The 20,282-nt window shown below is 35.7% G+C and carries 23 protein-coding genes; 6 read left to right on the forward strand and 17 right to left on the reverse strand.

Annotation, left to right across the window (positions count from 1 at the left end):
• Positions 1 to 3: 3 nt before the first annotated feature.
• Genes KKI44_RS15245 through KKI44_RS15255 form a run of 3 tightly spaced genes read left to right on the forward strand, consistent with a single transcriptional unit; the run spans position 4 to position 4,667 of the window.
• Entirely contained in the window at positions 4 to 3,642 is a 3,639-nt protein-coding gene (locus tag KKI44_RS15245; RefSeq protein WP_214588154.1) for a DUF6443 domain-containing protein, read from the forward strand.
• A 2-nt stretch (positions 3,643 to 3,644) separates the two neighbouring features.
• Entirely contained in the window at positions 3,645 to 4,226 is a 582-nt protein-coding gene (locus tag KKI44_RS15250; protein ID WP_214588155.1) for an SMI1/KNR4 family protein, read from the forward strand.
• 57 nt (positions 4,227 to 4,283) lie between these two features.
• Complete coding sequence (locus KKI44_RS15255; protein ID WP_214588156.1) at positions 4,284 to 4,667, forward strand: DUF2750 domain-containing protein; 384 nt, start codon at positions 4,284 to 4,286, stop codon at positions 4,665 to 4,667.
• A 167-nt stretch (positions 4,668 to 4,834) separates the two neighbouring features.
• On the opposite strand, the gene KKI44_RS15260 is transcribed toward KKI44_RS15255, so the two are convergent.
• Positions 4,835 to 5,044 carry a hypothetical protein gene (locus KKI44_RS15260; protein ID WP_076396776.1) on the reverse strand — a complete coding sequence of 70 codons (210 nt, stop codon included), beginning with the start codon at positions 5,042 to 5,044 and terminating at the stop codon, positions 4,835 to 4,837.
• Positions 5,045 to 5,213: 169 nt separating this feature from the next.
• Between KKI44_RS15260 and KKI44_RS15265 the strand changes: the two genes are divergently transcribed.
• Complete coding sequence (locus tag KKI44_RS15265) at positions 5,214 to 5,375, forward strand: hypothetical protein (protein ID WP_214588157.1); 162 nt, start codon at positions 5,214 to 5,216, stop codon at positions 5,373 to 5,375.
• A 149-nt stretch (positions 5,376 to 5,524) separates the two neighbouring features.
• Here the strand turns inward: KKI44_RS15265 and KKI44_RS15270 are convergent, their stop codons facing one another.
• Genes KKI44_RS15270 through KKI44_RS15300 form a run of 7 tightly spaced genes read right to left on the reverse strand, consistent with a single transcriptional unit; the run spans position 5,525 to position 10,556 of the window.
• A complete protein-coding gene (locus KKI44_RS15270) occupies positions 5,525 to 6,184 on the reverse strand; it encodes a DUF3164 family protein (protein WP_076396786.1) in 660 nt (219 codons plus the stop codon).
• A 19-nt stretch (positions 6,185 to 6,203) separates the two neighbouring features.
• The gene (locus KKI44_RS15275; RefSeq protein ID WP_214588158.1) at positions 6,204 to 6,401 is read right to left on the reverse strand and encodes a hypothetical protein; all 198 of its coding nucleotides are present in this window, start codon (positions 6,399 to 6,401) and stop codon (positions 6,204 to 6,206) included.
• 3 nt (positions 6,402 to 6,404) lie between these two features.
• Positions 6,405 to 6,704 (reverse strand): hypothetical protein, encoded by a 300-nt coding sequence (locus KKI44_RS15280; RefSeq protein WP_108410302.1) that lies wholly within the window; start codon positions 6,702 to 6,704, stop codon positions 6,405 to 6,407.
• A 13-nt stretch (positions 6,705 to 6,717) separates the two neighbouring features.
• Positions 6,718 to 7,332, reverse strand: coding sequence for an ATP-binding protein (locus KKI44_RS15285; protein WP_108410301.1), 615 nt, complete (start codon positions 7,330 to 7,332; stop codon positions 6,718 to 6,720).
• The gene (locus KKI44_RS15290) at positions 7,332 to 8,255 is read right to left on the reverse strand and encodes a hypothetical protein (RefSeq protein WP_214588159.1); all 924 of its coding nucleotides are present in this window, start codon (positions 8,253 to 8,255) and stop codon (positions 7,332 to 7,334) included. Before KKI44_RS15290 ends, KKI44_RS15285 begins: the two co-directional genes overlap by 1 nt.
• A gap of 21 nt (positions 8,256 to 8,276) precedes the next feature.
• Positions 8,277 to 10,328, reverse strand: coding sequence for a hypothetical protein (locus KKI44_RS15295; protein WP_214588160.1), 2,052 nt, complete (start codon positions 10,326 to 10,328; stop codon positions 8,277 to 8,279).
• Between the two features lie 33 nt (positions 10,329 to 10,361).
• Positions 10,362 to 10,556 carry a hypothetical protein gene (locus tag KKI44_RS15300; protein WP_108410298.1) on the reverse strand — a complete coding sequence of 65 codons (195 nt, stop codon included), beginning with the start codon at positions 10,554 to 10,556 and terminating at the stop codon, positions 10,362 to 10,364.
• Between the two features lie 79 nt (positions 10,557 to 10,635).
• On the opposite strand from KKI44_RS15300, the gene KKI44_RS15305 reads away from it, so the two are divergent.
• Positions 10,636 to 11,349: an XRE family transcriptional regulator gene (locus KKI44_RS15305; RefSeq protein ID WP_250902075.1), complete on the forward strand. Its 714-nt coding sequence runs from the start codon at positions 10,636 to 10,638 to the stop codon at positions 11,347 to 11,349.
• 1,313 nt (positions 11,350 to 12,662) lie between these two features.
• Here KKI44_RS15305 and KKI44_RS15310 read toward each other — a convergent pair.
• From KKI44_RS15310 to KKI44_RS15350, 9 genes are all read right to left on the reverse strand, one after another.
• Positions 12,663 to 12,869, reverse strand: coding sequence for a hypothetical protein (locus tag KKI44_RS15310; protein WP_214588161.1), 207 nt, complete (start codon positions 12,867 to 12,869; stop codon positions 12,663 to 12,665).
• 21 nt (positions 12,870 to 12,890) lie between these two features.
• A complete protein-coding gene (locus tag KKI44_RS15315; RefSeq protein ID WP_214588162.1) occupies positions 12,891 to 13,175 on the reverse strand; it encodes a hypothetical protein in 285 nt (94 codons plus the stop codon).
• Positions 13,176 to 13,539: 364 nt separating this feature from the next.
• Complete coding sequence (locus KKI44_RS15320) at positions 13,540 to 14,151, reverse strand: hypothetical protein (RefSeq protein ID WP_214588163.1); 612 nt, start codon at positions 14,149 to 14,151, stop codon at positions 13,540 to 13,542.
• Positions 14,152 to 14,406: 255 nt separating this feature from the next.
• On the reverse strand, positions 14,407 to 15,018 hold the full coding sequence (locus tag KKI44_RS15325) for a hypothetical protein (protein WP_214588163.1): 612 nt from the start codon (positions 15,016 to 15,018) through the stop codon (positions 14,407 to 14,409).
• A gap of 255 nt (positions 15,019 to 15,273) precedes the next feature.
• Positions 15,274 to 15,885 (reverse strand): hypothetical protein, encoded by a 612-nt coding sequence (locus tag KKI44_RS15330; RefSeq protein ID WP_214588163.1) that lies wholly within the window; start codon positions 15,883 to 15,885, stop codon positions 15,274 to 15,276.
• Positions 15,886 to 16,257: 372 nt separating this feature from the next.
• Complete coding sequence (locus KKI44_RS15335; RefSeq protein ID WP_214588164.1) at positions 16,258 to 16,530, reverse strand: hypothetical protein; 273 nt, start codon at positions 16,528 to 16,530, stop codon at positions 16,258 to 16,260.
• 195 nt (positions 16,531 to 16,725) lie between these two features.
• The gene (locus KKI44_RS15340; RefSeq protein ID WP_214588165.1) at positions 16,726 to 17,088 is read right to left on the reverse strand and encodes a hypothetical protein; all 363 of its coding nucleotides are present in this window, start codon (positions 17,086 to 17,088) and stop codon (positions 16,726 to 16,728) included.
• A 458-nt stretch (positions 17,089 to 17,546) separates the two neighbouring features.
• The gene (locus tag KKI44_RS15345) at positions 17,547 to 18,152 is read right to left on the reverse strand and encodes a recombinase family protein (protein ID WP_214588166.1); all 606 of its coding nucleotides are present in this window, start codon (positions 18,150 to 18,152) and stop codon (positions 17,547 to 17,549) included.
• A gap of 139 nt (positions 18,153 to 18,291) precedes the next feature.
• Complete coding sequence (locus tag KKI44_RS15350) at positions 18,292 to 19,065, reverse strand: XRE family transcriptional regulator (RefSeq protein ID WP_214588167.1); 774 nt, start codon at positions 19,063 to 19,065, stop codon at positions 18,292 to 18,294.
• A 61-nt stretch (positions 19,066 to 19,126) separates the two neighbouring features.
• Here KKI44_RS15350 and dinB point away from each other — a divergent pair, with 61 nt between their 5' ends.
• A complete protein-coding gene (gene dinB, locus KKI44_RS15355; protein ID WP_214588168.1) occupies positions 19,127 to 20,281 on the forward strand; it encodes a DNA polymerase IV in 1,155 nt (384 codons plus the stop codon).
• The last annotated feature ends 1 nt before the right edge of the window (position 20,282 follow it).

The following is a 20,282-nucleotide window of genomic DNA, read 5'->3' on the forward strand; positions in this document are numbered from 1 at the left end:
GAAATGAAAAAATATTTAATATCAAAAGGATTATCCTTGTTAGGCGTATTGCTCGCAGGGATGTCTTTTGCACAATCCAATGAAAATTATGTGCAGTCCATCACATGTCTAAATCAGGATTGTACAAAAAAATCGGAAACCATCACTTATTTTGACGGTTTGGGAAGACCTAAGCAGATCATTAATGTAAAAGCCACTGCTACCGGAAAAGATCTGGTCATGCCGGTAACGTATGACGGATTCGGAAGACAGGCAAAAAATATATTGCCTATTCCTGTAGCTTCTCAAAACTCTTCCATCCACACCGGAATTACCGATGAAACGGCTGCCAATGCATATTACGGCGTTTCCAATGCTTTTACAGAGAAGGAAATTGAAAACTCCCCTTTAGACAGGGTATTGCAGGAAGCGAATCCGGGAGAGGAATGGAAAATGAGTTCGGGAAAGACAAAGAAATATAAATACGAAACCAATATAGGAAACGAAGTTAAAGCTTTTGTGACCACCACTTCAACCAATACAGTGAGCGGTGTTTCCAATACGGTTTCCTCAGTATCACTTTCTTCTGCCAATTCAGGATTTTATCCCGCAGGAACACTGTATAAAAATACCGTAACCGATGAAGACGGAAATTCTGTTATCCAGTTTGAGAACGGAAGAGGGCAAACAGTTTTGATCCGTAAGAACGACGGTTTACAAAACATTGATACCTATTATGTTTTTAATGAATATAATCAGCAGGCTTTCATCATCACACCGAAGGCGGTAAAACAGATCGAAGATAACAATAACCTCATTACAGATGCGATTTTAAATGAACTTTGCTACCAGTACCGTTATGACGGGCAAGACAGAGAGGTGGAGAAAAAACTGCCTGGAAAAGACTGGCAGTTTACAGTATACGATAAACAGGATCGTCCGGTTTTAGCACAGGATGGTCTTTTAAGAACAACCACCAATAATTTCGGAAGCAAAGGCTGGCTTTTCACCAAATATGATGAATCCGGAAGAGTAGTTTATACCGGTTTTTTTGCCAATACCGCTACAAGGCAGGCAATGCAAAGCGCATTGAACAATATGACGGCGAATGCATATAATAACGAAAAAAGAACGACTACATCTTTCAATTTGCAGGGACTGGATGTGTATTACAGCAAACAGGCATTCCCAACGGGAAGCATGACGCTGCTTTCTGTTAATTATTATGATACTTACCCGCCTGAAGCTCCGGCTGTACCACAGACTATTTTAGGACAGTATACCCTGCCCCAGACATTGGATGCCAATAATGATGCTTCTACCAATGGAGTTCTCACGGCTTCTTATGTGAAAAATATTGAAGACAACAACTGGACGAAAACCTACAGTTATTACGATTCTTTTGGAAGGGTAATTGCCACCAAAAGCACCAACCATCTCGGAGGATACACCAACACCGAAACTGAACTGGATTTTACAGGCGTTCCTTTAAAAAAATATACCTTCCACCTCAGAAAGCAGGGCGAAACCGGAGTAACGGTTATGGAAAGATTTGTATATGATGACCAGAACAGGCTTCTGAAACATTTTCATCAGGTAGACAGTAATCCGGAGGAACTGCTTGCCGAAAACACCTATAACGACCTCTCGCAGATTGTAAATAAAAAAGTAGGTTCTACTTCGGGTTCTGCGCCTCTACAGAGTATTGATTATAATTACAATATCCGTGGCTGGCTTACCGATATCAATAAAAACCAAATGGCAGCTGCCGATCTTGGCGGGAAATTATTTTCTTACAAAATAAAATACACCAATCGTGAGGGAATCCAGAATCCGGATTCTTCACAGTTCCCCGGGAAAAATGTAGTTCCGAAATACAACGGAAATATTGCCGAAGTAGACTGGAGAGCCATAGAATCTATTGGTGCAAATCCATCAACAACACCGAAAAGATACGGGTACGCGTATGACAGGTTAGACAGATTAACAGCAGGCTTTTACCAGAATCCGCAGAATCCTTACAGCAAGGAAAATATGGAGTCTCTGACGTATGATCTGAATGGGAATATTTCCAATCTTTACAGGACTTCGGTGATGGAAAACGGAAGCAGTACGGCAACGGTAATTGATAACCTTACCTACGACTACACCGGAAACAGGGCAACGAAAATTAAAGACATCAGCGGAAACTCTACCGGATATGAAGGAACAGCGGGAAATACGATTGGGTATGATGTAAACGGAAACATGAAAAATATGATCGATAAAAGCATTACAGCCATCGGTTATAATTACATGAATCTGCCCAACTCGTTAACGATAAATCTGGGACAGCTTACCACTGATATTGCCACAAAATATAGAGCAGACGGAAGCAAAGTAAGAAAAGAAACTACGAAAACTTCGATAGGAATTATAGGGACGACTACCACTAAGGAAACAACGGATTATCTGGATGGTTTCCAGTATTTCAGTACAACAGGCGGAAATACAGGCGGTGGCGGAAGCACGGAAATGATGATGGCTTCAAGAGCTTTTGAGCCGCAGGCTTTTAGCTTGGTTGATCCTACAGGTACCAGTACACTGCTTACCATAAAGACTCCCGACTTACAATTCTTCCCAACGGCAGAAGGGTTTTATGATTATGTAAAAAATCAATATATTTACCAGTATAAAGATTTACAGGGAAATGTAAGACTTTCTTACGCAAGAAACAGCGCAGGAGCTCTTGAGATTGTTGACAATAATGACTTCTACCCATTCGGGATGAATCATTTGAAAACGGGGAATGCCTATTTTGGAGGGGGATCCTACAAAAACTTCAAAATGCAGGGGCAGGAATTGCAGGAAACTGGATTTTATGCTTACAAATGGAGAAACTATATGCCGGATGTCGGCAGATTCTTTAATGTTGACCCATTAAGTGAGAAATATGTTTACCAGTCACACTACAATTTCTCTGAAAACAGGGTTATTGACGCAAGAGAGCTTGAAGGGCTGGAAGCTAAGAAAGTAAATCAGGTTAGCTTACCAGACGATCCTTGGGAATTTGGAGAAATGATTGCGGGAGGAATAAATAGTGTTCGTGCCTCTGTTTCTAATAATTATGTAAGAGTCTATAATTTAGTTTCCGGAGATAAGGTAAGGAATAAGTATGAGGTTGATACCGATGGTTCTTTAACACTTGTTACAGGAGTTCCTAAAGAAAGTCTTAAGGAGAAGGCTGTAAACGGAGCGCTCGACTTAGGAACAATTGCGTTAGCTGCCGCCGGAGGACCTGAAGGAATGTTGATGTCTCAGGGAGGAAAAGCTCCAGCTTTGAAAGGTGTAGAGGAAATAAAAAGTGCAGTAAAAAAAGCATCAAGTATTGGTAGTCAACGTCAAAGTGCTGTGAGAAAGGCTTGGAAAGAAGAAAAAGCCTTGGTTGAAAGTGGTGCAGAAGGTACTAGGAGATGGACAGCTGCTCAATTAAAAGAACTGAAAGAAACAGGTAAAGTAAAAGGAATGAAAGGTCATCATATCAATAACGTTAAACATCATCCAGGTCAGGCAGGTGATCCGAACAATATTGAATTTGTTACCCAAACAGAGCATTTACAAAGGCACAACGGAAATTTTAGAAATAAAACTACGGGAGAATTAAAAAATCGTAAAACAAATTAGTTATGTACAATAAAATTAATGAGCTTATATATAAATTTTCAAATTTAGGATTGGAAAGCTCGAGTGATGGAGCTATGATGATAGGGATGGCGCCATTTAATGGACCAAAGGCTTGGTTAAATATTATATATCCAAAGATTCAAGAAGAAGAAATTGTTGTACTTGAAAAAGAATTAGGTACAAGTATTCCGAAAGATTACAAAGATTTTCTTACGAATTATAGTAACGGGGGTAATTTTTTGTCATCAACACTAAGTTTAGACGGGTTGAGAAGGCAATTGACTAGAGATCCAAAAGCAAATTCAAGGCAACCGTTTTCTATTATTACTCCAAATATATACGAAAGACCTACAAACGCAAAAGAAAGTTATTTTTTTATTGGTGGATATCAATGGGATGGTTCACTATTATATATAGATAAAGATACAAATATTGTTCACTGCGGTTCACCAGATGATGCAACTTCTAAAACTCAGTGGAAGTCTTTTCAAGAGATGTTATCATCTGAATTGATACGTTTATATACTTTATTTGATGCGGATGGAAAACCGATTAATGAAGATGTTTCGACTCTTCCCTATTAAGATAAATTTTGATTAGTGCATTTTTAAAATGCACTAGTCTTTAAATTACATTAAACAATGCATCTTAAAGAAAAAGAAAATATCTTAAAATTAGAACCATTAGAAAGATATAAATACTTTATAAAAAAGGTAGCAGATTGGGAATTTTTTTTCACTTTAGTTAATGATAATGGAGATTTTGTTGTTTCAGAATTGGAAAATGAGAAATTATTACCATTGTGGAGTGCAAAAGAGTACGCAGAGCTGTGCAAAATTAATGGCTGGGAAGAATTTACAATAAAAGAATTAAATCTCGATGATTTAGAAAATGAAGTAATTGATTTTATTGTAGATAATAATTGTCTAATTAATGTTTTCCCAGTGTATGAGAATACAGGTTTTGTTGTCAATTTACAGGAATTTACAAGGGATTTGAGTGAAGAATTGAAAAATTATTCATAAAAACTTAGCGTATCCTCGGATACGCTAAGTTCAAAAAAAGATATGAATATTTATTAGGAAAGTAGTAGATTTTGAAGAATTATGGACGATTGTTTATGAGAATGGAGATTATGCTTTGTCCAGCATTCATTATTAACAAAACTTAAGTATGTAAACTTCAAAGCCACCTATTTGGTGGCTTTGTTATTTTGCAGCTCAATTCTTTCTTTTTCCAGAACTTCCGCCATTATTTTGGCTTGTGCAGTACAGTCTTTTAATTCGGCTTTTAAGCTGTCAATTGTTTTGTTTTTAGCTTGCAGGGTTTCCTCTGTTTTCTTTTGTTCCATACAGGAAAAAGAAACTACAGAAAGAAATAGTAAAAGATATAATTTCATCATTGTAATTTTAAGTTACGGCTAAGATAGATAAAAAATCACTTCTTTATTATGCAGTAAGGAGCAATTTATAGCAGAATCTACTTGCTTTATATAAAAGCTTCAAGTTATATTTGCTTTAATAAACACCTCAATATGAGGGATTTATTTTTATTAAACAAGAAAGGAAATTATGAGAACAGCGGTTTATTTCAATCAGGCTAAAAATGAAACCTATGAATTGGGTGGAATTGCAAATATGCAGCAAGCGTACGATCTATATAAATTTGTTTGCAGTAGAAACAACTGGAACCCGACAATGTTTACCAATGATGTTATAGTAAAATTGAAGTAGGAATACTCCACATAAATAAAATACTCCCTTATTAGCTTTGCCAATAAGGGAGTTTATTTTAAATCAACCATTATTATTGTATTTATGGTATTCTAATTTTGATAAATTCGGGATTTTCCCGATAATTTTAAACGTTGAAATTGTAATTATTACAGAGCCGAAAAGTTGAGTTCTATCCTTTCAAATTTACCCTCTTCATTCTGTTTCTCGAAATCATATTGGTAACCTTTCAGAAAATTGCTGTAACTCTGTTTTAAAAGCCTTAAACCTTCTTTCCACCTTGGATCATCAAAACGCGTTTCATGGCTTAGTAAATTCATTACACTTGCATAGTCCAGATCACCTTTTTTGTTTTTTACTAAAAATCCGATCAGCATTTCAAATAAATCCTTGTCCCTCTTTTTAACGGTATCATAGAGGAAAGCGTGGATCAGTTCCAGAGCCTTGGTGCTTCTTTCATCCCAAGTGGGTTGTGTATCGCGGCGGCGTTTAATTCTTATGGTTTTGTCGCTGTGCATTAAGGTAAAGCCGCCTTTAGAATTGCTACGGATTTTTCCGTATTCATTTAATTTCTCCTGGTGTTTTTCCATCTTGGCATGAGTAAGCTTTTTCAATAAACACGATTTGCTTTCAACTTCAAGGGCTAAGGCAATCAATTCTCCCATATCACTGTCTCTTTCGGCTTCATAGGCGCGTTTTTCGTTTTCCTGTTGTTCCGTCTCCATTTTTCTTTTATGGTTCAGCACCGCTTCCATTTCTTCTGCAGACAATTCGTTAATTGGTCTTTCTAAAAGTTCATTAATATTCATAATTTGTTATTTTTGATAGTTAGTTCTTTTGTATTAAGTTGTCGATTTTCTCCTTTTTTCCGTCGCGTTTTCCATCTTTATACCCCTTATCGTAGGCTTTCTTTGATTCGCCGTTTAAAAGGGCTATATTCTTTTGATGAGCCTGTATTTGCTGCGAGACGGTTGTTGCCAAAGTGTAATTTTTCAAAATCTCGTCCAATAATTCTGTGGCTTCCATGTCCTAAAATATAAGTTTGGTTAAATCCGGCTTGTATTCCGGAAAATAGTTTAAATAATTTTCAGCTTCAACCCACAGGTCTAACTCCGGATCATGGAAATACTGAAAGCGGTCTTCCCCGTAATGCATCACCGGTGGCTCCCAGTTTTCGTTGATGATCCACTCATACGCTGCCAGAATTTTGGGCGTTGTAGAGTTAAATTTCTCTCCTCTGTACAAATGGATCCTTACCCTTTCGCTCCAGTCTAAAAACCTGACAAGGCTGTCCAGTTGTAGAATTTTTAATAATATGTCTTTGTTCATTGTCTTTCTTATTTTATTTTGTCCCCCAGTACAGGTTTGCTTTTTCTTCATTGATCATTAATGTCCCTCCCGGACATCTGCCGGAAATAATGGCTTTCAACCCCTCTGCCTGAATAATGATTTTAGCGAGCTTTCTCCATGTTGTTGCCAGAGCATTGTCCGGCAGTCCTTTCACTTCGTGGCAAACCATTATTATTAATTTATTGGAATGGTTCTTTTTCAATTCTGATACCATCTTCCTTGTGATCTCGTCCCTGTAAATGGTTGAATTATCTATAAAAATAATTTTAGCGCATTTCCGGGAGCTAAAACGAGCCTGAAGCTCTGCCCACGGCTCGTAATCTATAATGTGAAATTTTTTGTCTTTGTCTGATAGTCCCGCAAATTTCATGGCGGCGATAATGTCCTTCGATAATCCTTCTTCTGCGGATACATAAAGCACTTTTCCAAATGTGGTAAGGTATTTAGCCAGCATCATGGCGAAAGTTGATTTTCCGTTCTTTTCTCCTCCACCCAAGTACCAAAAACCGGTGGTTTCCGGTTTTCCAAAAGCTTGAAGCCAAAGTCCAGTAAATTCAAACAGTTTAAACACAATGGAAAACGCTTGTTTTACTGATAGTGCCTTCATTATTCCCTGACCTTTAAGAGTGTTTCTAAATATCTGAGTGATTTGATACGCCCGCCCTGTTCCCCTTTTTGCTTTCCTTCAAATGGATTGGCGACTTTGACCATACATTTTTTAACCACTTCGTTAACCTCATTTTTATTTTTCAGGTTGACATAGGCTACATCCCCGAACAACTTTAAATAAAATTCTTTTCGTTCCTCAGGATTTTTCGGAACCAGTGTTACGAAGTCATCGGAAAGGCGGCTGAATATTTCTGCAAAGCCCACTTTATGATTGTTGATTCCTTTGGTAATTTTTGCACGTAACCCGTCAGCTCCCATTGCGTACCAAGTGCAATTATGCTTGGTGGCGTTCATGATCCCTTTTAATTCCAAATAGGCATTGTATTCTAAATCTCCGAACTCATCCACGCAGACAAACGGATTTTCAATAATATTCAAGGCATATTTTACCGTTTCCAGAATGTCATAATATTTTCCGGTGGTATCGCAGCCTAATGCTGCAGCCAGTTGTTTTACAAAGCGTATTTTAGTCTGCGACTGGGAACAATCAATATAAAACGCATTTTTCATTTTGGAGACAATATCCATTGCACAACGTGTTTTTCCGATGCCGCAGTCATCAACCAAAATCATTGATGTTTTAGTAGCCTGGCAAAAATTGAAGTTGTCTTCCATCGCAAGGTAAACCTCTGTTTTCACCAATTTCATTTCGTAGTCATTCTTTGCCGTTTGGAATTTACTGCCTATATTCAGCCATTGTCCCAATGACAAAATATTCTCAATCATTCCATCTTTTATCTGACCGTAAGCCATGCTGTCGATACCCAATGATTTTGCGTAAGCGGTATCTGTGCCTTTGAATTTTTCCCTGCCGTTAAGTACTGCAGTACGGATGTTCTGTTTTTGTTCTAATGTTATCATATCTATTTTATTTTTGATTTATTAAAAATTGGCTGCCCAACTTCTCACGGTTGATGTATTCGAGTTGTGGTTGTAGCTGCTTTCCTCAGCGTCTGAGAACACCTCCTCCGGGGTACTGTTGTTAGGCGTATATTTTTTTCGACCTGCAATCTGAAATTTATTGTTCAGTGTTTTTTTACGGTGGTCGATGATTAAGACCTGATCAATTTCACGTTTACGCTGAGCCATGAATTTGTTAACAGTGTTCTCGTATGCACTCATTAATCTGCGATTCAACTCGCCCTGCTCATCTCTTTCATGGATTGATCTTGAATATTCCGGCTGTGGAACCAAATCACAAAGCATCAAATCATCGTAATAGATCATCGCTTTTAAAACATTCCCATCGTTCCCGTCAAGCCAGTAAATCGTAAACTCTTTGCCATTTACATACTTCAGGAGCCTTATTAAATCATCACCCAGCGCAATTTCACCATCCAGCCCTAAAACAAACGTTGTATTTCTGAATTTGATAATTCCGGCGTTACAGCTTGATTTTTCTGTTTTACCAATGTGGGGAAGGATTGCCGTCCAATTGGTAGGCTGTGTATTTTTGTTCTGCATTTCACAAAATACTTCCCACCTTGTTTTATCGGTATAAACGGAATGAGGCATATTGTTCCATGTTTCAATATCGCTGAGCGATTGGTCTACAATCGTATCAAAAGGGATGATGATTTCTTCTTCTCCGCTTTTCTGATTTTCTTCTTTCAGGGCGTGTGGTCTTGCCATCCAGCCTAATCGGCTTTTTTCGTGGCGGTATCTTAATTCCTCAAATTTTCGCTCCACAACTTTTGACCTTGCACGGTTCTTATAGATGTTCACCCTGTCAAACATTGCCCCGTTACGTAAGAAAGTGTCCTTAAATCCGCTGTTTAGTGAACTTTCGCATTCCAACCCAAGCGGAAGGTTAAAGCTCCATTCTGAGTAGTTTCTGACCATTTGGCGGTAAAACTCTATAATGATCCCTTTTTTATCCTTCCCCCAAACCCAACACGTCCATGCTTCGCTTCCCACATCAATACCCATATAGAACCAGGGACGTTTCCTGTTTTCATTATACATGAATGGAGGCTGCCTGTCATCTATGGAAATCAGCGTTCCCGCTTCTTTAATTTTCGTCAGCTTATGTGGAGGAGTGAACTCCTGCATCAATTTCTGACGGTCACCGGAACGCTTGGCAAAGGTTCCGATCTTGTTTTCCCATTTTCCAAGCCATGCAATAATTGAATTATCGGACATTTCCCTGAAATTCGGGTTGGTACGGTCGTACTGCTCTCCGGTTTCTTTACTGATAATATCCAGTTCGCCATTTAAAAAAGCCTGATACTGATCGGCGACCTGAGTCCGGGAAGGTTTATAATCCTGTCCTGCAAACATATCATTAAGTAAAGCCATCATTTCGTCCGTCATTAATTTTCGGTTCTGGTTTTTCAGTTTGCCGGAAATCAGGCTTTCAAAATTGAGCCCTTCGTCAAAAGAATGAAAGAAAGGTTTCCACACCCGGTCAAAGCCTCTATGGGATGAAGGGATGGTGTGGGTAGTGTTGTATACCTTTGGCAGAAACTCATTAAATGTCGTAACATCGGTAATGATAGAGGGCATTAACCCGCGCCCGGATGTTTTTCTTAATTTTTTCCACTCGGTTAAACGTGCCTGTCTCAATCTTTCGGCTGCAATAAGCACACTGGCGTTGGTGATATATTCCTCTTTGAAACTTTCTTTTAACGGTGTGCCGTCCTCAAATCTGAAATCGGTATAGTAACGTACTGCTGTGGCATCAAATTCAAAAAATGAAAGTAAAGGGTGTCTCATTTTGCGCGGATCGCCCATGCTTTCCTGTACATCTTTCGAAAGGCTGTCAAAGTCAATATACATCTGTCTGCCATTGCCCCCCTTCTGAACTTTTTTAATTCCGTAAGGTAAATCTTTGTATCGGTGAATTTCAACTTTAAGCGCGCTAAGGGTATTGTAATATTTTGGTATTAATTCGTCCTTTGTAACAACTAATATATTTCCCCAATTGTGTGGCATAATCTCTTTTTTTAACGTGTTAATAAATCTATTCTAATCTATTTGTAAGTTTTTTCTGTAGTCTAATACAAATTTCTTCCGGTTTTCTTGTATCATACCCATTGCTTTTACTGCGGCTTTTTCGTTCCGCTTGAATCTCTTACGGGCTGCGTCTGAAGAGACACATAATAATTCTCCAAGCAGCTGATAGTCGCCATAATAAATTTTTTCTTTTTGCTTATTTTCCATGATAAATCAAATTTTTGTTATAAATTTGTTCAAATGTCCTGACAAAGATATACAGAACTTTCTTAATAACAAAATTAAAATGAAAGAAAATACAGAAGTTTCTTCAAGGCTGCAGAAAATGCTTGATTTTATCGGACTTAACGCTCCTGAATTTGCTAAGAAATTAGATTACAATAGACCGCAGACTATTTATGATATCCTAAGCGGTAAAGCAAAACCGAGTTTTGACTTCTTTCATAAGCTTGCAAATTCAGAATATTCTGATTTATTTGATTTCAAATGGTTTGTTGATGGAAAAGGTGATATGATCAAAGAAGAACCTATTATAACGCCTTTGAGTATCAATAGAAAGACAAAAGATGGAATTATTGAAAATCAGGAAGTACCCTTTTATGATTTTTCTGCTGTGGCAGGGCTTCAGGCATTGTTCGACAGCGGAGCTCCTCACAAAGCACTGCAAACCATTAAAATTCCCAATCTTCCAAAATGTGACGGGGCTATTAATGTAACCGGTGACAGTATGTACCCGCTTTTAAAATCCGGTGATATTATTCTATATAAGCAAATTACGGTGGATGATATATTTTTCGGTGAAATGTACTTGTTAAGTATCCTTACTAAGGGGCAGGAGGAATATGTTACAGTCAAATATGTACAGAAATCAGAACTCGGAAATGAATGGGTGAAACTGGTGAGCCAAAATCCACATCATCAACCAAAAGACTTTAAAATAAAAGACATTACTGCCATTGCATTGGTAAAAGCAAGTGTTCGATTCAATACAATGTTTTAAATTGCTGATAATCAGTATAAGAAACTTAAAACCCGATGTCCCTATACCCCCTTGAATAATTCAAAATGATGCTTTTTTTGATCTTTTTTAACCCTTATATACATCTGAATCCGGTTAAAAAAAACGGGTTTTGTAACCCCAACTGTAACCCCAACTGTAACCCCAACTCAAAAAGCATCATTTTAAGGGCAAATCTACAAATACAGAAAATCTAGTATTATTTTTCTCATCAATATGATCAGATAATTTTATTCCAACATACGAAAACGCCTTATTACAAGGTTTTTATGTAGAATAGTAAATTTGTACCTTTGAGAAAATAAAAAGCCCCGAAAAGGGGCTGTATGATGGCGGAAATCTCTTTTTAATAGTAATAAAATGGTAGCAAATAGTAATTTTTCGGCGTTTCGTTTTTTCTCAATCCGAGGGTTAAATATATCCAAAATCCTTTTATTAATGGGCTTTTTTAGCTTTTTTTGCGTATTAATCAATTTCGCTTTTTCGTTTTAAGGGGAGTACATAGCACAAATTTTCAAATGCTTTTGGAGAAATTTTCGCAAAATTTATATCTTCTATTTTATATTTCATTCTCTTTTATATGAGGTGTGGAAAATTTGTCACATAACTTAATGTATATAGAATATCGCATATCCACTCAAATTTGATTGGATATGCGATAAAACACACGAGATTATTTTTTCGGTTTTATATGACCTAATCAAAGATAATTATTATAATCTGTTATCAATAGCGGTTACCGTAAATTGCAAAAATAAAATTACACTTCTTGTTTTTACTGGGAAAATCTTCAGCAATTTTTTTTGAAGTGAAATAATATGAATCGTTTTTTGAGATTTAAAATTAACGAAAGAATGTTTTTAATTCACAAATATTCTTTCTAATTTGTCAGAAAATTCTATTAGAGCATTTGAAGTTAAAATTAATAACGATTAAAGATAAAGAGCTATTAAAAAAACTCTTTTGTTAACATTCTGTAGATTATCAATATCTTTAAAGTAATCAACAATAATTTATTGAATTATTGACTACAGTAAAGAAGTAAATTAATAAAAAAAGCTGCCTATATTTTCGAAGTTACTGAAAAAAGTCACATCCAAACAATGAGGCTGAAATTAATGCTCAAAATAGTCGAAAAAGGCTGTGAGAATTTTAATGAATTTCAAAAGTTTTAAATTCAGAATATAACAAACAGAAAGGCTTAAACGTAAAATCCGTTTAAGCCTTTTGATTTTTGGTTAGTTTTCCATTGACCTCATATTTTTCAGACAGCTTTTTTAACTTTTACAATTATTTTAATTATCTTTCCTTGCTCTATAATAATTTACAACGTTAACTATTACAGAAATTGCAAGTCCTTTTAAAAATGATAAAAGTAATATTTCTTTTATATTACCTTTATTATACTCATTATCATTATAAAAATAAATATCAATAATAAATATAATAATTGTCAGAACCAAAGCTCCTAATAAAATGGTTCCAATTCTCTTTAAATTCATATCTATGGCTTATCTTTGATTTTATTGTATTTCCTTAATAGTCGACATTAATTTATCAATTTTTCTTTTTCCATCACCCCAATCGAAAATTTGAGTGGGAAGTTTTGGATGTACTTCTACATTAAATTGAGAATCATTAATAATTTTAATATCCATGATGGATCCCCAAGTATAAAGATTAATTGGAAATTTTACGGTATAATGAGATTCATTTCTGTCATAATTCCAATTAAGCTTTTCTAATGCAATTGGAATTATCTCTTTAATATTTGATTTAGGACTGGTATAATATTCAAAATTTTTCATAATAATATTAAATTTAAATTAGTACTAATGCAATATAGAAAGTTTTCATATAAACCCCAAACAAAATCTTATCTATTTAAAAAATAATAGATAAGTAGAACAGGTTGCCAATCTTAGCGTTCACAGCTTAAGCACCTATTGATGTTCTTTGAGGAAAAAAGTAATTATATCTCTTAAAAGTAGGTCTTAATAATTTTTTTTTGACACTGATGAAAAATTACTTTCTATTGAAACTCCTCTTTAATTCGGATCACAATATTAAAATGAAAAAAAAATTGTCGTTTGAAAGCTCCCCCATACCAAAAAAACAACCGCCATAAAGGCGGTTGTAACTTTATAAAACCTGAAGATCTATACCTAACTCTTAATTATAATGCGAGTAGAACAGGTGACCGATTGTAGCGCTTACAGAAGCTCCGGCTGCTCCTACAGCTACTCCCAGAGGACCTCCTAAAATTCCTCCGAAGACTCCGCCTACCCAGTCCTGGACTCCGATGTATCCAACAACCTGTTCTCTTGTCGGAGGTCTTCTCGTCACACTCTCTGTTGTGCTGTCAAGAAGATCAAGATATCCCGAACCTTCCTCAGAAGACCAAAGCTCCACTGAGCTTAGCAGGATAGAAGAAGTATCTTTGTACAACTGCATTTCTTTCTCATCAAGCTTTACTTCTTCGAACCTCTTGTTTAGGAATTCCTTATAATCAACATTGTCATTTTTCAAAAGGTAATCGATATCCTCTCTTAGAACAGTATCAAACTCTCCGGATATCCTGCCTTTAATCGAATCGACAATTTCAAAAGGACTATTAAAATTCAAGCCCTGAGCAAAAAGATCCGCATTGTCCTTTCCATAAGTATCCACAAAGCCCTGAAGAACGATCTCTTTCTTCTGATCGGCAGTCATCTCTGCAGAAAGCCTAACGTTTTTCATAATACCTCCAATCATCTCGTTGTGAATCTGACCATAATTTTCCATAATCTTTTTTTTTACTTGTTTTTTAATATTAATTTTTACGATTTGTAGTAAATAAGAGCGTAAAGTGCCTAGGATTATCCCCCTTACTTACTGAAACAAAGATAGCCTCACGTGGCGTCAAAACTCGTCGTATTATATTTTATTAAAAAAAAAAATGAAAAAAAAATTGTCGTTTGAAAGCTCCCCCATACCAAAAGAACAACCGCCATAAAGGCGGTTGTAACTTTATAAAACCTGAAGATCTATACCTAACTCTTAATTATAATGCGAGTAGAACAGGTGACCGATTGTAGCGCTTACAGAAGCTCCGGCTGCTCCTACAGCTACTCCCAGAGGACCTCCTAAAATTCCTCCGAAGACTCCGCCTACCCAGTCCTGGACTCCGATGTATCCAACAACCTGTTCTCTTGTCGGAGGTCTTCTCGTCACACTCTCTGTTGTGCTGTCAAGAAGATCAAGATATCCCGAACCTTCCTCAGAAGACCAAAGCTCCACTGAGCTTAGCAGGATAGAAGAAGTATCTTTGTACAACTGCATTTCTTTCTCATCAAGCTTTACTTCTTCGAACCTCTTGTTTAGGAATTCCTTATAATCAACATTGTCATTTTTCAAAAGGTAATCGATATCCTCTCTTAGAACAGTATCAAACTCTCCGGATATCCTGCCTTTAATCGAATCGACAATTTCAAAAGGACTATTAAAATTCAAGCCCTGAGCAAAAAGATCCGCATTGTCCTTTCCATAAGTATCCACAAAGCCCTGAAGAACGATCTCTTTCTTCTGATCGGCAGTCATCTCTGCAGAAAGCCTAACGTTTTTCATAATACCTCCAATCATCTCGTTGTGAATCTGACCATAATTTTCCATAATCTTTTTTTTTACTTGTTTTTTAATATTAATTTTTACGATTTGTAGTAAATAAGAGCGTAAAGTGCCTAGGATTATCCCCCTTACTTACTGAAACAAAGATAGCCTCACGTGGCGTCAAAACTCGTCGTATTATATTTTATTAAAAAAAAAAATGAAAAAAAAATTGTCGTTTGAAAGCTCCCCCATACCAAAAGAACAACCGCCATAAAGGCGGTTGTAACTTTATAAAACCTGAAGATCTATACCTAACTCTTAATTATAATGCGAGTAGAACAGGTGACCGATTGTAGCGCTTACAGAAGCTCCGGCTGCTCCTACAGCTACTCCCAGAGGACCTCCTAAAATTCCTCCGAAGACTCCGCCTACCCAGTCCTGGACTCCGATGTATCCAACAACCTGTTCTCTTGTCGGAGGTCTTCTCGTCACACTCTCTGTTGTGCTGTCAAGAAGATCAAGATATCCCGAACCTTCCTCAGAAGACCAAAGCTCCACTGAGCTTAGCAGGATAGAAGAAGTATCTTTGTACAACTGCATTTCTTTCTCATCAAGCTTTACTTCTTCGAACCTCTTGTTTAGGAATTCCTTATAATCAACATTGTCATTTTTCAAAAGGTAATCGATATCCTCTCTTAGAACAGTATCAAACTCTCCGGATATCCTGCCTTTAATCGAATCGACAATTTCAAAAGGACTATTAAAATTCAAGCCCTGAGCAAAAAGATCCGCATTGTCCTTTCCATAAGTATCCACAAAGCCCTGAAGAACGATCTCTTTCTTCTGATCGGCAGTCATCTCTGCAGAAAGCCTAACGTTTTTCATAATACCTCCAATCATCTCGTTGTGAATCTGACCATAATTTTCCATAATCTTTTTTTTTACTTGTTTTTTAATATTAATTTTTACGATTTGTAGTAAATAAGAGCGTAAAGTGCCTAGGATTATCCCCCTTACTTACTGAAACAAAGATAGCCTCACGTGGCGTCAAAACTCGTCGTATTATATTTTATTAAAAAAAAAAATGAAAAAAAAATTGTCGTTTGAAAGCTCCCCCATACCAAAAGAACAACCGCCATAAAGGCGGTTGTAACTTTATAAAACCTGAAGATCTATACCTAACTCTTAATTATAATGCGAGTAGAACAGGTGACCGATTGTAGCACTTACAGAGGCTCCGGCTGCTCCTACAAAAATAATTATACTTATTGAAAGTAACCATAATAATCGTTTTTTTAGATTTTATTGTAAACTTAATTCAGCTCTAGAGTAGCGCTTAAAAATTTGATTCTTTACCCATTGAATTCCACTTTGATAGGTGTCGTATGATTCAGAATCATTTTCATTAACATCCATAAACCATTCTAATTCTTTTCCGACTTTTTCCATTATGGTGAGTAAATATAATGCTCTTTTTTTGGTTAAATTCGTCGGTATAATGAACTCTTCTGCTCCTACGGTTTGCAACGCTTTTAGGTAATCAGCAAAATCAATTTTAGAATTTTTGTTCTCCATTAATAAGTTAAATGTTTATGGTAATTGCAAAAAGTCTGGAGACAAAAATAAGTATCTCATCTATATAGAACACATCAAACATTCAGCAATAAAAAGAAAAACAATTTAATCTTATTATAGCCGAATGATTACTTAGTATCGGAATAAGTAAACCAATGGTAGTTTGTGGTTTGCTGTTTATTTTTTATTTCAACATTACCATTGTTGAAATCTTATACCTATTTGATTGTCTTTTATTGCAAATTCCTTTGCCCCCCAAGGTCTGACTGTAACTTTGTTAAGGTTTGGGTGGAGCAAATTAGGATGAGATACGGATATTTGTGCAAAAACCTCCTCAATATTATTCGTTTCAAGTCTAATCTCTGGATAATGCTCTTTGGCTAATTGCTCGTCTTGAAACACCATAATTCTTATTCCGTCTTTTCCTAATACACAATAAGGTTGCGATATATTTAAATCTTTATGTTCGATGGAAAATTGCAGACAGTCAACAAATAATTTAAGGCCGTCTGAAATGTCTGTATAAAATACACTGGCTACTAATTTTGTAAAATTCATAATTTGTAGTTATTGCTCCAAAATAGTTCTTATTCTTTTGTTAATTTTTGAATCGTTTTTGAGATTTATTAATATTATTGCTTTCTTCGGTCTTCAATATATTTTATACTCACAATTTTATCTCTAATAAATTCAGTTTTATTTCTTCGGTCAATAAAGACATCATCTGAGAGCCTATGAAAAAATTCGCTTTCAATTTTTTCTCCTGTAATTAAAGTTATTATACCGTCAAAAGTACTCTCTTCTACTTTCCGAATATTTGTTTTTTAGATTTAGTATTAGATTAAAAAATAAAGCTACACTAGTGACCATAGTTGATAAGATAACCGCTGAGTAAATAATATCAATATATGTATTTCTCACTTCTATCTGTATTAAAATAAAACTCAAAAGAAACACTATTAAGAATAGAAGAGATGTCATATAGAGTAAATTTTTATTTTTCATCGAATCAAATATTATTTTTTAATTACCATTTTCTTTATTTCTTCATTCGTATGATTATCAAGAATTTTAGCATAACGATAAAATGTTGCTCTAGTCAAACCAAGTGGCTTGTAAATCTCCTCAGGAGCCTTGGTTGGATCTTTATACACAGATCGCATAATTATTAATTTAGAAATTGTTTCTTTAGTATAGCCCTTTGGTCTTCCCCCTAATCTACCTCGTGCCCTAGCAGATTGTAATCCAGCATTTGTTCTCTCCCGGATCAGCTCACGCTCATATTCAGATAAAGATGCCATCAAGTTTAAAAATAGACGACCATTAATAGTAGAAGTATCTACCCCATCCACAAGACCTTTTATTATTATTCCTTTATCACTTAAACTTAGAACGAGATCAATAATATTTTTTAAGCTTCTACCTAATCTGTCCAATCGCCAAACATAAAGTTCATCACCTTCTCTGAACTGATCAATCATTTTATCAAGTTCCGGACGATTTTTTGTTGTCCCGGAAATTTTCTCCTGATAAATTTTTTCGCAGCCAGCTTTTTCTAAAGCTTCAATTTGCAAATCTAGATTTTGATCCTTGGTAGAAACCCTTGCATATCCTATTTTCATATTTTGTTACATTAAACTCATACTCGATAAATTTATGAAACTTTGTTTTATAATATGAGATTTTGAGAAATAAAAATAAAAATTAAGTGATCAAACTCTTATAAATTATAAAATCTCATAATCTACTGTTAAAATATAATTAGTTTTTTGATAGTTTGTGATTTAACAGCTCAATATCCTTCCTTAAAACTAAAAACATATCCTTCAAGTTATAGTTTTCAAAGTTATCAGGTTCAAAATCGTTAGGGAAGATTCCTGAAGCATATTGCCATATCTCTACAATTTCGCTTAAAGATATATCATAAGGCTGGTAGAATGAATTATCGGCAGCAACAGTTATTGATTTTTCCTTTTTAGCTTTAAATCTTTTATAAGAAATACCATCATTCAAAGTCACAAAAACATAACTTTTGTTTGGTTTCAGGTCATCAATATTTTCAACATATTTTCCGATAATATAAGAGCCATCTTTAAATGGTGGCATCGAATCTCCCTGAGCTGGAAAAGCTCTGTATTTTCCATTTGTAAGGAAGGGTAATGAAATCCTTTGTAAACTTTCAATATATTCTGGATCACTATAACCTGACAAATATCCCATAGATGCCTTCTGAGGGACAATTTCAATGCTGTTGTTTCCCAATTGATCTACGACCACTGGCAGGACAATCCTGTTGTCCGGTAGTTTCAATACATCTTCTAGCGGATATTTCCTAATATCCACAGTAAGAAGCAGATCAATACTTAAATTAAAATATTTCGAAATTCTGATGAGCAGCTCATAAGGAGCTTCCGAACGTCCGTCCTCATATTTAGAATAACGCACCCGGCTCATTAAAATTTGATCCGCAAGTTCCTGCTGTGATAAATTTTTCTGAGTCCTTAAAAACCTTATGTTATCTGAAAAAATCGACATTGATACAAATTGTATCTGCAAATATATAAAAAATGATACAAATAGTATCTAATTTTGTAAAGTGAATCGTGCGATTGTACATATGGACATGGATACTTTTTTTGTATCATGCGAGAGGCTTAACAACTCTCAACTTAACGGTATTCCTCTAATTATAGGAGGTGGAGACCGTGGAGTTGTTGCATCATGTTCCTATGAAGCAAGGAAATTTGGTGTGCGTTCAGCCATGCCGATAAGGATGGCACTTCGACTATGTCCAGATGCAAAGGTAATTCGTGGTGATTATGAAATGTATTCTAACTTATCCCATACCGTAACAGAAATTATCCAACAGAAAGTTCCGGTGATGGAGAAAGCGAGTATTGATAAATTTTATCTGGATCTGTCAGGAATGGATAAGTTTTTCGGATGTTATCAGTGGACAAAAGAAATAGCATCGGCTGTCACTAAAGAAACCGGACTTCCAATAAGTTTTGCTTTATCAACCAATAAAACAGTTTCAAAAATAGGTACAGGCGAAGCAAAACCGGTTGGAAGATTGGAAATTCAAGAAACGGAAATAAAACCTTTTCTAAATCCATTATCCATTAAAAAGATTCCAATGGTTGGAGATAAAACATTTCAGTTATTGTCACGAATTGGAATTCGTACTATTCATACATTATCAGAAATGCCGGTATTGGTTCTTCAACAAATGATTGGTGTAAATGGGAAAGAACTTTGGAAGAAGGCGAACGGTATCGATGAAAATCCCGTTGTACCTTATTCTGAAAGAAAATCAATTTCAACAGAGACCACATTTACTAATGATACAATGGATATTATCGAATTAAAAAGACTTATATCCGGGATGGTCGAAAAATTAACCTATCAATTAAGACAGGAAAAATGGCTGACTTCAACAGTGACAGTTAAAATACGGTATGCCAATTTCGATACTGAAACTAAACAGTGCAAAGTACCATATACATCCGCTGATCATACTTTGTCAAGAGTTGCCCTGGAACTTTTCAATAAGGTTTACACTAGAAGAATGAGACTTAGATTAATAGGAATAAGGTTTACAGGACTTGTGCATGGTAATCATCAAATTGATCTATTTGAAGATACCGAAGAACAAATGAGTTTATATCAAACAATGGATTATCTAAAAAACCGATTCGGAATTAATGCAGTTGGTCGTGCTTCGGGTTTTGATTTGGAAAATAAACGCTAAA

Origin of the sequence: Chryseobacterium sp. ZHDP1 (assembly GCF_018603435.1) — a bacterium.
GTDB lineage: Bacteria > Bacteroidota > Bacteroidia > Flavobacteriales > Weeksellaceae > Chryseobacterium > Chryseobacterium indicum.